We start from the raw sequence: 12,275 nt of genomic DNA, 5'->3' as shown, positions 1-12,275 counted from the left end.
GGTGTGGGTATCGCGGCGCGGGACGGGACGACCGCGGGACAGGAGGACACGGTGGCAGGTCGGCCGCTGCAGGCATTCGAGGTCGTCAGTACCGAACAGCTCACGCCGCACATGGTCAGGTTGGTGCTGGGCGCCAAGGATTTCGACGCCTTCGTGCCGAGCAAGTTCACCGACTCCTACGTCAAGTTGGTGTTCGTCCCCGACAACGTCGACATCAACGGGCTACCCCAGCCGTTGACGATCGACAGCTTCGCCGAGTTGCCCCCCGCGCACCGGCCCTCGGTGCGCACCATCACCGTGCGCCGCGTGGATGAACAGGCCGGCCAGATCACCGTCGACATCGCGGTGCACGGCGAGCACGGCGTGGCCGGACAGTGGGCGGCCGCGGCCGAACCGGGCCAGCCGATTTATCTGATGGGCCCCGGCGGCGCCTACACTCCCGACCCGGCCGCCGACTGGCATCTGCTGGCCGGAGACGAATCCGCGTTGCCCGCCATCGCCGCAGCGCTGGAGGCACTGCCCGAAACTGCGGTCGGCAAGGCCTTCATCGAGGTCGGCTTTCCCGAGGACGAAATCCCGTTGACCGCACCCGAAGGTGTGGACGTGTTCTGGATTGTGCGCGGCGGCCGCGCCGACCTGGTTCCCGAAGACCGCGCGGGCGATCACGCACCGCTGATCGAGGCGGTCACCACCTCGCCCTGGCTGCCGGGGCAGGTGCACGTCTTCATCCACGGCGAAGCACAAGCCGTCATGCACAACCTGCGGCCCTACATCCGCAAGGAACGCGGCGTCGATGCCCAGTGGGCGTCGATCTCCGGATATTGGCGGCGCGGGCGCACCGAAGAGTCGTTCCGGGAGTGGAAAAAGGAACTCGCCGAGGCGGAGGGCCCGGACCAGTAGCGCGGGCCACTGGCATCCTCTAGCTCATGGCATACGGCGACTATCAGTACGAGATCTACTTCCAAGGACTCTCCGGGATCGCTCCCAAGCTGCCGATGAGTTTCGCGGAACTGGAGCTGCGGGCCGAAATGGCCCTGCCGCCGTCAGTGTGGTCCTACGTCGTCGGGGGAGCGGGCGACGAACGCACCCAGCGGGCCAACCGGGAAGCCTTCGATCAGTGGGGCCTGATGCCGCGCATGTTCATCGGCGCCGCCGAACGCGACCTCTCCGTCGACGTGTTCGGGTTGAAACTGCCCTCGCCCCTGTTCATGGCGCCGATCGGCGTCATCGGACTGTGCGCGCAGGACGGCCACGGCGACCTGGCGACCGCACGCGCGGCGGCCCGCACCGGAGTGCCGATGGTGGTGTCCACGCTGACCGCCGACCCGCTGGAAGACGTCGCGGCCGAATTCGGCGACACCCCGGGCTTCTTCCAGCTGTACACCCCGAAGGACCGGGAACTGGCCGCCAGCCTGGTGCAGCGTGCCGAAGCGGCCGGCTACAAGGCGATCGTCGTCACGCTGGACACCTGGATTCCCGGTTGGCGACCGCGGGACCTCACCACCGCCAACTTTCCCCAGCTGCGCGGGTTGTGCCTGAGCAACTACACCAGCGACCCGGTCTTCCGCGCCAGCCTGCCGCGCCCGCCCGAGGAAGACCCGCAAGGCGCGGTGCTGCAGTGGGCCCAGACCTTCGGGAACCCGCTGACCTGGGACGACCTGCCCTGGCTGCGCTCGCTGACCGACCTGCCGCTGATCCTCAAAGGGATCTGCCATCCCGACGACGCGCGGCGCGCCAAGGACGGCGGCGTCGACGGCATCTACTGCTCGACCCACGGCGGTCGGCAGGCCAACGGTGGGCTGCCCGCCCTGGACTGCCTGCCGGACGTGGTCGAGGCGGCGGACGGGCTGCCGGTGCTGTTCGACTCGGGCATCCGCAGCGGCGCCGACATCATCAAAGCGCTGGCCCTGGGTGCGACCGCGGTCGGCGTCGGCCGGCCCTATTCCTACGGCCTCGCGCTTGGCGGCGTCGACGGCCTGGTGCACGTGCTGCGGATGCTGCTCGCCGAAGCCGACCTGATCATGGCCGTCGACGGCTATCCGACGCTGACAGATCTCACCCCGGACACGCTGCGGCGCGTCCGCTGAATCGCCGTGCCGCGTCTGCGAGCGTGGGGGAGTGCAGGCGATCCTTGACGAGTTCGACGAATATCTCGACCTGCAGTGCGGCCGGTCGGCGCATACCCGTCGGGCCTATCTGGGGGACGTGCGGGCGCTGCTGGACTTTCTCGCCGAGCGTGGATCCAGTCTGCAGACGCTGAGCCTGCCGGTGCTGCGGGCCTGGCTGGCCGCCGCGGCCGGCGCCGGCGCCGCGCGCACCACCCTGGCCCGGCGCACGTCGTCGGTCAAAGCCTTCACCGCGTGGGCGCTGCGGCGCGGCATCATCGCAAACGACCCCGCCGCCCGCCTGCAGGTCCCCAAGGCGCACCGCACCCTGCCTGCGGTGCTGCGCCAGGACCAGGCGCTGGCCGCCATGTCGGCCGCCGAATCCGGTGCGCAGCAGGGCGATCCCCTGGCCCTGCGGGACCGGCTGATCGTGGAGATGTTGTACGCGACCGGGATCCGGGTCAGCGAGCTGTGCGGGCTGGATGTCGACGACGTCGACACCGGGCATCGAGTGGTCCGGGTGCTCGGCAAGGGCAACAAGCAGCGCACCGCGCCGTTCGGGCAGCCGGCCGCCGCGGCGCTGCAGGCGTGGTTGACGCACGGGCGTCCCGAACTGGTCACCGCCGAGTCCGGTCCCGCGCTGCTGCTGGGGGCCCGCGGCCGCCGTCTGGACGTCCGGCAGGCCCGCACGGTGGTGCACCAAACCGTCGCCGCCGTGGACGGCGCGCCCGACATGGGACCGCACGGACTGCGGCACAGCGCTGCCACCCACCTGCTCGAAGGTGGCGCCGACCTGCGCGTGGTCCAGGAACTGCTCGGCCATTCCAGCCTGGCCACCACCCAGCTCTACACGCACGTCGCGGTGGCCAGGCTGCGCGCGGTACACGACCAGGCTCATCCGCGCGCCTGACCCGGCAATGGTTTGAGCCGGATCGGCGTGACCGCCAGCAGGCCGAGCGGGTCCACGTAGTCGGCTCGCGACGCCGCCCCCCCCATCGCGCCCCAATGCAGGCACGCCGGCGCCGGGCAACCGGCGTGCCCGGCGAGCAGGTCACCGATCGCCGTCGCCGACGTCACCGATTGTCCCGCGCGCACCGCTGACCGGACCGGTTCGTAGCTGGTGCGCAATCCGCCCGGGTGGGCCAGCGACACCACCGGCCGTCCGGCGACCGACCCGGCGAACACCACTGTCGCCTCGCCGGCGGCGTACACCGGCTGACCCGGTCGACCGGCCAGGTCCACACCGCGGTGCCCGGCCAGCCAATCCGGGCGCGGCGCGTCGAATACCCGGACCACCGTCGGCGGCGGGCGCAGCGGCCAGCTGAACCGCCCGTTGTCGGCGTCTGCCGGCGGTGCGTTCAGCAGCACCCAGCACAGGAACAACACCACTACCAGCCATCGCACCTGATCAGTGCAGCCGCACGCGCGGGATCGGACCAGTCGCTGTGGACAGCTCTGCGGCGTGGGAATTCCGGTCGCCGAGTCGGTGTAAACTTCTCGGCGCAGCTCGTGACAAGCGGGCTGACTTCGCGCGTCTGCATCGCGACCCAGTAGTCCAGGGATCCGCATCAGCATGCCGAGCGGTCCCGTGACCAGGTGTACCTGGCAGCGGGTTCGGCATCGCAGCAGGCGCCAGGGCCCGGCTTCACCCGACGCCGGGCGACAACCGAGAAAAGGACGTGGCTTCACCATGGCTGTCGTAACCATGAAGCAGCTGCTTGACAGCGGCGCGCACTTCGGGCATCAGACCCGTCGTTGGAACCCCAAGATGAAGCGGTTCATCTTCACCGACCGCAACGGCATCTACATCATCGATCTGCAGCAGACGCTGACCTTCATCGACAACGCATACGAGTTCGTCAAGGAAACCGTCGCCCACGGTGGGACGGTGCTGTTCGTCGGCACCAAGAAGCAGGCGCAGGACTCGGTCGCCAGGGAGGCGACCCGGGTCGGGATGCCGTACGTCAACCAGCGCTGGCTGGGCGGCATGCTGACCAACTTCTCCACCGTGCACAAGCGGCTGCAGCGCCTCAAGGAGCTCGAGGCGATGGAGCAGACCGGTGGCTTCGAGGGTCGCACCAAGAAGGAAATCCTGATGCTGACCCGGGAGAAGAACAAGCTGGAGCGGTCCCTGGGCGGTATCCGGGACATGGCCAAGGTGCCGTCTGCGGTCTGGGTGGTGGACACCAACAAAGAGCACATCGCCGTCGGCGAGGCCCGCAAGCTGGGCATCCCGGTCATCGCGATCCTGGACACCAACTGCGACCCCGACGAGGTCGACTACCCGATCCCCGGCAACGACGACGCGATCCGCTCGGCCGAGCTGTTGACAACGGTGATCGCCAAGGCGGTCGCCGAGGGTCTGCAGGCGCGTGCCGGCGCGGGCCGCAGCGACGGCAAGCCGGAAGCTGAGGCCGCCGAGCCGCTGCCGGAATGGGAGCAGGAACTGCTGGCCGGCGCTGCCGCCGGCACCGACGCCGCCCCCGGCGCTGACACCGCCGCCGGCGCACCAACCACAGACGCATCCTAGGAAAGGCTGAGCATTGGCGAACTACACCGCTGCCGACGTCAAGCGACTTCGCGAGCTGACCGGCGCCGGCATGCTCGATTGCAAGAACGCGCTGGTGGAGACGGACGGCGACTTCGACAAGGCGGTCGAGGCGCTGCGCATCAAGGGCGCCAAGGACGTCGGCAAGCGCGCTGAGCGGGCCACCGCCGAAGGCCTGGTCGCCACCAAGGGCGGCGCGCTGATCGAGCTGAACAGCGAGACCGACTTCGTCGCCAAGAACGCCGAGTTCCAGGAGCTGGCCGACAAGGTGGTCGAAGCCGCGGTGGCCTCCAAGGCCACCGACGTCGACGCGCTCAAGGCAGCCAGCACCGGCGACCAGACGGTCGAAGAGGCCATCGCCGCGCTGTCGGCCAAAATCGGGGAGAAGCTGGAGCTTCGCCGGGTGGCCAACTTCGACGGCACCGTCGAGGCCTACCTGCACAAGCGTGCCGCCGACCTGCCGCCCGCGGTTGGGGTGCTGGTCGAGTACACCGGTGACGGGGGCGCCGACGCGGCACACGCCGTCGCGCTGCAGATCGCCGCGCTCAAGGCGCGCTATCTGTCGCGGGAGGACGTCCCCGAGGACGTGGTGGCCAGCGAGCGCCGCATCGCCGAGGAGACCGCGAAGGCCGAGGGCAAGCCGGAACAGGCGCTGCCCAAGATCGTCGAGGGCCGGCTCAACGGGTTCTTCAAGGACGCCGTGCTGCTCGAGCAGCCGTCGGTGTCGGACAACAAGAAGACCGTCAAGGCCCTGCTCGACGAGGCCGGCGTCACCGTGACCAGGTTCGTCCGGTTCGAGGTGGGCCAGGCCTAGCGCCGGTTCCCGATGCCGCGCGTACACGCATTCGGCGACGACGCCCTGGGTGACCTGGATGCCGTCGCGCTGGCTGAGGCCCTGCGGTCCGGCCAGCTGAACCGTGCCGAGGTGCTGGAGGCTGCGATTGCGCGTGCGCACGCCGTCAACCCGGCGCTCAACGCGCTGGCCTGCGCAGGCTTCGATCAGGCGCGCGCCGCCGCCGCCGCGCGGCCGAGCACCGGCTTCTTCGCCGGCGTCCCGACCTTCATCAAGGACAACGTGGACGTCGCCGGGCTGCCGTCGCGGCACGGCACGGACGCGTGGGAACCGTATCCGGCGTCCGGCGACAGTGTGGTCACCCGGGTATTGCTGGACACCGGGCTGATCGTGCTGGGCAAAACCCAACTTTCGGAGTTCGGGTTCAGCGCTGCCGCCGAACACCCCCGATTGGGGGCCGTGCGCAACCCCTGGCACCCCGAGCACACCGCGGGCGCCTCGTCGTCGGGGTCGGCGGCATTCGTCGCCGCCGGCGTCACCCCGATCGCCCACGCCAACGATGGCGGCGGGTCGATCCGGATCCCGGCGGCGTGCACCGGGCTGGTCGGGTTGAAACCGTCCCGGGGCCGGTTGCCGCTGGACCCGGAATTGCGCCGGCTACCGGTCGGCATCGTCGCCAACGGCGTGCTCACCCGCTCGGTGCGCGATACCGCCGTTTGGTACCGCGAGGCGGAACGCAGCTTCCGCAATCACACTTTGCCACCGATCGGTGACGTGAGCGGGCCGGGCCGGCAGCGGCTCAAGATCGCCGTCACGACCCGGTCCATGCATCGCGAATCCGGACCCGAGGTGCGGGACCTCACGCTGAAGACGGCGGCACTGCTCGAGGAACTCGGGCACCGGGTGGAAACCCTCGACGAGCTGCCGGTGCACGCCGGCTTCCAGGACGACTTCGTGCTGTACTGGGGTTTCCTGTCATTGGCGCAGGTCAGCGCCGGACGGCGGGTCTTCGGCAGCTCGTTCGACCGCTCCCGTCTGGATGCCTTGACGATGGGTCTGTACCGGCACACCCGGCGCCACATCCACCGGCTCCCGCTGGCCATCGCCCGGTTGCGCAGGCTGCGGCGGCGCAGCGCCCGGTTCTTTGCTGACTACGACGCCGTGCTGATGCCGACCCTGGCCGATCCGCCGCCCCCGGTCGGCTTCCTGGCGCCGACCGACTACCAGCAGGTCATCGATCGTCTGGTCGACTGGGTGGCCTTCACACCGCTGCAGAACGTCACCGGCGACCCGGCCATCTCGCTGCCGGTGGGCCAGTCCGCGAACGGCCTGCCCGTGGGCATGATGCTGTCCGCCGACTTGGGCCAGGAGTCGCGGCTGCTGGAGCTGGCCTACGAACTCGAAGCGGCGCGGCCGTGGGCGCGGATTCAGGGTTGAGCGTCAATCCGACCCGAGTTTGTCCAGCAGTCGCTTGAACTCGGCCTGCTCGGCCGCGGTCAGTTTGGCCAGGATGCGGGCGTCGGCGGTACGCACCACCGCCTCCGCACGGTGAAGCAGCTCGCGACCGGCGTCGGTCAGCGACGCCGGCAGGGCACGCCCGGAGGACACCGAGGCCGGACGGTCCACCGCGCCGAGGTCTTCCAGTTTGCGCAGCACCGTGTGCATCGCCTGTGGCGTGACGCTTGCATGACGGGCCAGTTCAGCGCTCGACGATCCCGGCGACTGGGACAGGATGCGCAGGCAGACGAATTCCGGCAGCGTCAGGCCCAGCGGATTCAGCGCCGCGGACGCCTCGGGTCGCAGTACCGATGACACTCGATACAGCAGATAACCAAGCGGGGCGTCCTCGGTGGCATCCATCTCAAGGATATTGACATAGGTATTCCTCCGGCGCGGGTGCATCCCGAGAATTTCACCTCGATCGGTCTGCCAACAATGGTGGGCAAAAAAGTATTCAATGCGCAGCGGCGGTCCGGTGCTAATCCTGGATATTTGACATTCGACGGATAGGTTTTCGGTCCGGCATTGTGAATTACGGTGGTGCCAATGTTGAAGATGTGACGAAATCATTATTGTGGCACAGGTCAATTTGTGCGCTGTTTACGCAGCTAGCGGCCCCGCGTGTGGTAATTCTGCCAGCCCGGCGCTGTTTGAGTAGGTGTGCGGTGGGTAATGGGATGCAAGTGCGGTTGGCACAGCGAACGTAAGACGCTGACTGCTGAGAACGACACCAAACGAGAGGATTGAGCGTGAAGTTCAGCACTACCACTGCAAAAACGGTCATCGGTGCCGCCGGAATCGCGGCTGTCAGCCTGTTCGGTGCGGCAGCGGCCTCGGCTGCGCCCACCATAGTCGACGGTCTCGGGACCCCCGAAACCCTGGTTGACGGGCCGCTGAGCACCGAGTACACCGTGAGCAACCTGCAGCCCGCCACCATCACCATCCCGGGCTACACCGTCAAGGGCCAGCTCTGGCAGGCCGACGTCCAGGTGCATGCGACCAACGGAGTCGTCACGCCCGTCGTGACCAACTTCAACGCGCGTACCGCCGATGGCACGAACTACCGCGTCATCAGCACCAAGGCAACTCCTGAGGGACTGAGCCCCGCGCCGATCACGCAGGGCGGGATGACCAGCGGGAAGATCTACTTCGACGTGACTGGTGCTGCACCGACCCGCGTTGTCTACAACGACGGCATGCAGGACGCGCTGGTCTGGGAGGGTGGTTCGGCCGCCGCTCCCGCGCCCAACGCCCTGCCGAACCAGGCACCCAATGGGATGCCCGGTCAGGCACCGAACACGGTGCCCGGCCAGGCGCCGAACACGGTGCCCGGCCCGAACCAGGCGCCGAACTCGATGACCGGCCCCAACCCTGCGGCGCCGAACTCGATGACCGGCCCGAACTCGGTACCCGGCCCGAACGCCGCGGAGCCCAACCCGTCGGAACCCGCGTAATAGTCGGTACCCGTAGCTAGACGACCCTCCCCGCGCCACTCAACCGGCGCGGGGAGGTCTCGTTTATCGGAGTTTTCTATGGACATGTGGGGTATGCCACAAGCCATGACCCACACAGATCACCGATCGGAAGACGTTCTCGAGCAGGCACGCCACCACGCCGAAGAAGCCCGTTCGACCATGGCGGAAAAGCGCGACAAGCAGAGCGGCGGCGTCAGCGGCTGGGTTGCTGATCGGGCCGGGGACTGGTCCCTCGACGGCCAGGACGAAGCCACCATGCAACGGCAGAAGTTCTTCTGGAACGTGCTGGTCGACTACTGGTTCCGGATGGAGATCGACGGCTGGGAAAACGTCGGGGAGTCCCCGGTTCTGCTGATCGGCATCCACTCCGGCGCGCCATTCGTCTGGGATGCGTGGACGGTGGGCCTGCAGTGGTGGCGGCGGTTCGGTCCGGACCGCCCGCTGCACGGCACGGCGCACGACGCGTTGATGGCGATTCCCGGCATCGGGCGCTACTTCCGGTCCATGGGCGTGCTGCCGGCGGCGCCGGACGCGATCGCCACGGCGCTGGCCGAGGGGCGCGACGTGGCCCTGTGGCCCGGCGGCGAAGTGGATTCGCTGCGGCCCTGGAGCGAGCGGGACCGCGCCAACCTCGCCGGACGCAAGGGATTCGTGAAGATGGCGATCCGGGCGGGGGTGCCGATCGTGCCGATCGCCACTGTCGGCGGCGCCGACGCGATGCCGGTGCTGATTCGCGGCGACCAACTGTCAAAGACGCTGCGGCTGGACAAACTGCTGCGGCTGAAGGTCTTTCCGCTCGCGGTCTCGCTGCCCTGGGGTATCGCCCCGGCGGCCCTGCCGCAACTGCCGCTGCCGGCCAAGATCAGGACGCGATTCATGCCGCCTGTCGAGATCGACTCGGATCCCGCCCGCGCCGGCGACGATGAGTACATCGACGCGAAGTACCGGGAAGTCGAAGACAGCATTCAAGCAGGGATGGATGCGCTGGCCCGCAAACGGACGCTGCCGCTGTTCGGTTAGCGGGTCACCGCGCGACGGCGTCGGATACCGGACTCAGCACCGGTTCGCCGACAACCCAGCGTGGTTGCGGCGGGGTGGCGGCCATGTAGCCCACCCCGCGGACGGTGTCGACCATCGACTCGTGCGCGGGCCCCAGCTTGGCGCGCAGTCGACGGATGTGAACGTCCACCGTGCGGACCCGCCCGTTGCTCTCATAACCCCACACCTCGTGCATCAACCGGGTCCGGCTGAACGCGCGGCCGGCGTGCTGGACCAGGAAGTTCAACAACTTGAACTCGGTCAACGTCAGCCCGAGGTCCCGGTCCCGCAGCATCGCGGTGTAGCTGGATGGATGCAGCACCAGCTCGCCGAACTGCAGAGTGCCGCCCACGGCATTGCGACGACGGGTGATCGCCAACCGCAACCGTGCCTGCAACTCGGCCGCCCCGGCGGAGGCCAGCAGCACGTCGTCGAAGTTCCAGTCGACGTCGACGGCCACGAAGTCTGTCGGGGTCACCACGGCAATGACCGCCAGTGCCGGCGCGGTGGCGGTCAGCCAGCGGCACGCGGCCCGCGCGGCCACCAAATCGGTGCGGGCGTCGATCACTGCGACGTCGGCGCCGTCGAGCCGCCAGAAATCACCGTCGTTCAACGGCGCGCTGCGCACCGTGAGGGCGAAAGATCCCAGCTGCAATGAGGATTCGAAATGGTTGTCGTTGGTGAGGAGCAGAACGTCCACTGGTATCTCCAGGCCTCGAGGGTGGTACCGGCGTGCCGCCGGTCCCTGCCGCAGCCCCGTGGATATCCGCCCCCAGCGCAAACTGCCTGCGCCCGCGATTATTCCAACTTTGTTACAGCGCCGGAAACCCTACCCGGAGATGTTCGATGGGCCCGGTCCGTGTACACAGACCGGGCCCATCCTTGTGACAAGTTCTACTGGTTGGCCTTCTGGCGCTCTTCGGCGACTTCGGCCGCACCGCGAGCCGCCTCGGCCTGCGCTTCCTTCTTCGCGGCGTCGCGCTGAGCTTCGGCCTTGTCCTGCTGGGCTTCGCCCTCGTTGATCAGGTCGCCGCGACCGGTCACGGTGCCGACCGCTTCTTTGGCTTTGCCTTTGACGTCCTCGACGACACCCTTGACCGCTTCCGCGGGTCCAGAGTTGCTGTCCGCCATGAATTCCTCCTTGATCGGCCGCATCGGTAGGCGTCTGTCGGGGTGGTGCCGACCGAACCAGCGGTCAACACACTGCCGGGCAACGCGATTCTTTTCTCAAGACCCCCATGTCACCCCGGCGCAAAGCGGGTTCCCACGGTGCCGCGCCGCCAAACCTGTACGACGACTCCGGGACCCCGTCCCCGTCGGTAGCGGAAGATGAGGCAGGATGAGAGGGGTCGTGCCGGGTGGTTTGCTGGGATGACACTTTCTTGCGAGGAGACCGATGACAGAGCCTGCGGAGAGCAACGGCGTGTCGGCGACCGCCGCGGTTTCCGGCCCGCCGTCGAAGTTCTCTCGCGTGCTGCTCAAATTGGGCGGCGAGATGTTCGGCGGCGGTCAGGTGGGGCTGGATCCCGACGTTGTCGCGTTGGTGGCTCGGCAGATCGCCGAGGTGGTTCGCTCCGGGGTGCAGGTCGCCGTGGTGATCGGCGGGGGCAATTTCTTCCGCGGCGCGCAGCTGCAACAGCGCGGTATGGAACGCACCCGGTCGGACTACATGGGCATGCTCGGCACAGTGATGAACAGCCTTGCCTTGCAGGACTTCCTGGAGAAGGAAGGCATCGCCACGCGGGTGCAGACCGCGATCACCATGGGCCAGGTGGCCGAGCCGTACCTCCCGTTACGCGCGGTGCGGCACCTGGAAAAAGGGCGCGTGGTGATCTTCGGCGCCGGCATGGGCCTGCCGTACTTCTCCACCGACACCACGGCCGCCCAGCGGGCGTTGGAGATCGGTGCGGACGTGGTGCTGATGGCCAAAGCGGTCGACGGTGTGTTCACCGAGGATCCGCGGGACAACCCGGACGCGGAAATGCTCAGCGCGATCAGCCACCGCGAGGTGATCGACCGCGGCTTGCGCGTGGCCGATGCCACCGCGTTCAGTCTCTGTATGGACAATGGCATGCCGATCCTGGTGTTCAACCTGCTGACCGACGGCAATATCGCCCGGGCGGTCGCTGGTGAGAAGATCGGGACACTGGTCACCACCTGAGATGACGCGGACATGATGCCTGCCGACGGCGACACAACAAGCCATGCGGGGTACCACCCGCGTGCGGGGGAGAGGAGCGGTGCAGATGATTGACGAGGCTCTCTTCGACGCCGAGGAGAAAATGGAAAAGGCCGTTTCGGTGGCCCGCGACGACCTGTCGACCATTCGGACCGGCCGGGCGAACCCGAGCATGTTCTCCCGGATCGTCATCGACTACTACGGCGCAGCCACGCCCATCACCCAGCTGGCCAGCATCAACGTGCCCGAGGCGCGGCTCGTCGTCATCAAGCCCTATGAAGCCAGCCAGGTGAATGCCATCGTCACGGCGATCCGCAACTCTGACCTGGGTGTCAACCCCACCAACGACGGCACGTTGATCCGAGTGGCGATACCGCAGCTCACCGAGGAACGTCGGCGCGATCTGGTCAAGCAGGCCAAGGCCAAGGGAGAGGACGCCCGGGTCTCGATCCGCAACATCCGTCGCAAGGCGATGGAGGAACTGCACCGCATCCGTAAGGACGGCGAGGCCGGCGAGGACGAGGTCGGCCGAGCGGAGAAAGATCTGGAGAAGGCGACCCACCAGTACGTCGCCCAGATCGACGAGCTGGTCAAACACAAAGAAGGCGAGCTGCTGGAGGTCTAGCGGCCTACAGCA

At 68.0% G+C, this 12,275-nt stretch carries 13 protein-coding genes and 1 pseudogene; 10 read left to right on the top strand and 4 right to left on the bottom strand.

Annotation, left to right across the window (positions count from 1 at the left end):
* Window positions 1–51 precede the first annotated feature (51 nt).
* From AC5Y3Z_RS00435 to AC5Y3Z_RS00425, 3 genes are read left to right on the top strand one after another with little or no spacing between them, the layout of a single operon-like run.
* Window positions 52–900 carry a siderophore-interacting protein gene (locus tag AC5Y3Z_RS00435; RefSeq protein WP_463827012.1) on the top strand — a complete coding sequence of 283 codons (849 nt, stop codon included), beginning with the start codon at window positions 52–54 and terminating at the stop codon, window positions 898–900.
* A gap of 26 nt (window positions 901–926) precedes the next feature.
* On the top strand, window positions 927–2,087 hold the full coding sequence (locus AC5Y3Z_RS00430) for a lactate 2-monooxygenase (protein ID WP_473139957.1): 1,161 nt from the start codon (window positions 927–929) through the stop codon (window positions 2,085–2,087).
* Between the two features lie 31 nt (window positions 2,088–2,118).
* A complete protein-coding gene (locus AC5Y3Z_RS00425; RefSeq protein ID WP_463827010.1) occupies window positions 2,119–3,015 on the top strand; it encodes a tyrosine recombinase XerC in 897 nt (298 codons plus the stop codon).
* On the opposite strand, the gene AC5Y3Z_RS00420 is transcribed toward AC5Y3Z_RS00425, so the two are convergent.
* Window positions 3,000–3,509, bottom strand: coding sequence for a M23 family metallopeptidase (locus AC5Y3Z_RS00420; RefSeq protein WP_473139956.1), 510 nt, complete (start codon window positions 3,507–3,509; stop codon window positions 3,000–3,002). The genes AC5Y3Z_RS00425 and AC5Y3Z_RS00420 overlap by 16 nt on opposite strands.
* A 286-nt stretch (window positions 3,510–3,795) precedes the next feature.
* On the opposite strand from AC5Y3Z_RS00420, the gene rpsB reads away from it, so the two are divergent.
* From rpsB to AC5Y3Z_RS00405, 3 genes are read left to right on the top strand one after another with little or no spacing between them, the layout of a single operon-like run.
* Window positions 3,796–4,635 carry a 30S ribosomal protein S2 gene (rpsB, locus tag AC5Y3Z_RS00415; protein WP_463827008.1) on the top strand — a complete coding sequence of 280 codons (840 nt, stop codon included), beginning with the start codon at window positions 3,796–3,798 and terminating at the stop codon, window positions 4,633–4,635.
* A 13-nt stretch (window positions 4,636–4,648) separates the two neighbouring features.
* A complete protein-coding gene (gene tsf, locus AC5Y3Z_RS00410; protein ID WP_463827007.1) occupies window positions 4,649–5,467 on the top strand; it encodes a translation elongation factor Ts in 819 nt (272 codons plus the stop codon).
* Between the two features lie 12 nt (window positions 5,468–5,479).
* Window positions 5,480–6,883, top strand: coding sequence for an amidase (locus tag AC5Y3Z_RS00405; RefSeq protein ID WP_473139955.1), 1,404 nt, complete (start codon window positions 5,480–5,482; stop codon window positions 6,881–6,883).
* Window positions 6,884–6,886: 3 nt separating this feature from the next.
* On the opposite strand, the gene AC5Y3Z_RS00400 is transcribed toward AC5Y3Z_RS00405, so the two are convergent.
* Window positions 6,887–7,306, bottom strand: coding sequence for a MarR family winged helix-turn-helix transcriptional regulator (locus AC5Y3Z_RS00400; RefSeq protein ID WP_473139954.1), 420 nt, complete (start codon window positions 7,304–7,306; stop codon window positions 6,887–6,889).
* Between the two features lie 389 nt (window positions 7,307–7,695).
* On the opposite strand from AC5Y3Z_RS00400, the pseudogene AC5Y3Z_RS00395 reads away from it, so the two are divergent.
* Window positions 7,696–8,247 (top strand): annotated as a pseudogene (locus AC5Y3Z_RS00395) (MPT63 family protein); the annotation flags it as partial.
* Window positions 8,248–8,505: 258 nt separating this feature from the next.
* Complete coding sequence (locus AC5Y3Z_RS00390; protein WP_473139953.1) at window positions 8,506–9,441, top strand: lysophospholipid acyltransferase family protein; 936 nt, start codon at window positions 8,506–8,508, stop codon at window positions 9,439–9,441.
* Window positions 9,442–9,445: 4 nt separating this feature from the next.
* Here AC5Y3Z_RS00390 and AC5Y3Z_RS00385 read toward each other — a convergent pair whose 3' ends face one another.
* Both AC5Y3Z_RS00385 and mbp1 read right to left on the bottom strand, forming a co-directional pair.
* A complete protein-coding gene (locus AC5Y3Z_RS00385) occupies window positions 9,446–10,165 on the bottom strand; it encodes a winged helix-turn-helix domain-containing protein (RefSeq protein ID WP_463827179.1) in 720 nt (239 codons plus the stop codon).
* Between the two features lie 188 nt (window positions 10,166–10,353).
* A complete protein-coding gene (mbp1, locus tag AC5Y3Z_RS00380; protein ID WP_463827003.1) occupies window positions 10,354–10,590 on the bottom strand; it encodes a microaggregate-binding protein 1 in 237 nt (78 codons plus the stop codon).
* A 265-nt stretch (window positions 10,591–10,855) separates the two neighbouring features.
* Between mbp1 and pyrH the strand changes: the two genes are divergently transcribed.
* Window positions 10,856–11,620 carry a UMP kinase gene (gene pyrH / locus AC5Y3Z_RS00375; protein WP_463827002.1) on the top strand — a complete coding sequence of 255 codons (765 nt, stop codon included), beginning with the start codon at window positions 10,856–10,858 and terminating at the stop codon, window positions 11,618–11,620.
* Window positions 11,621–11,705: 85 nt separating this feature from the next.
* Window positions 11,706–12,263 (top strand): ribosome recycling factor, encoded by a 558-nt coding sequence (gene frr, locus AC5Y3Z_RS00370; protein WP_463827001.1) that lies wholly within the window; start codon window positions 11,706–11,708, stop codon window positions 12,261–12,263.
* Window positions 12,264–12,275: the final 12 nt, after the last annotated feature.

It is taken from the genome of Mycobacterium sp. NGS61 (assembly GCF_059812325.1).
The sequence above is the reverse complement of the archived record's forward strand: the minus strand, read 5'-3'. Positions and strand labels throughout refer to the sequence as shown.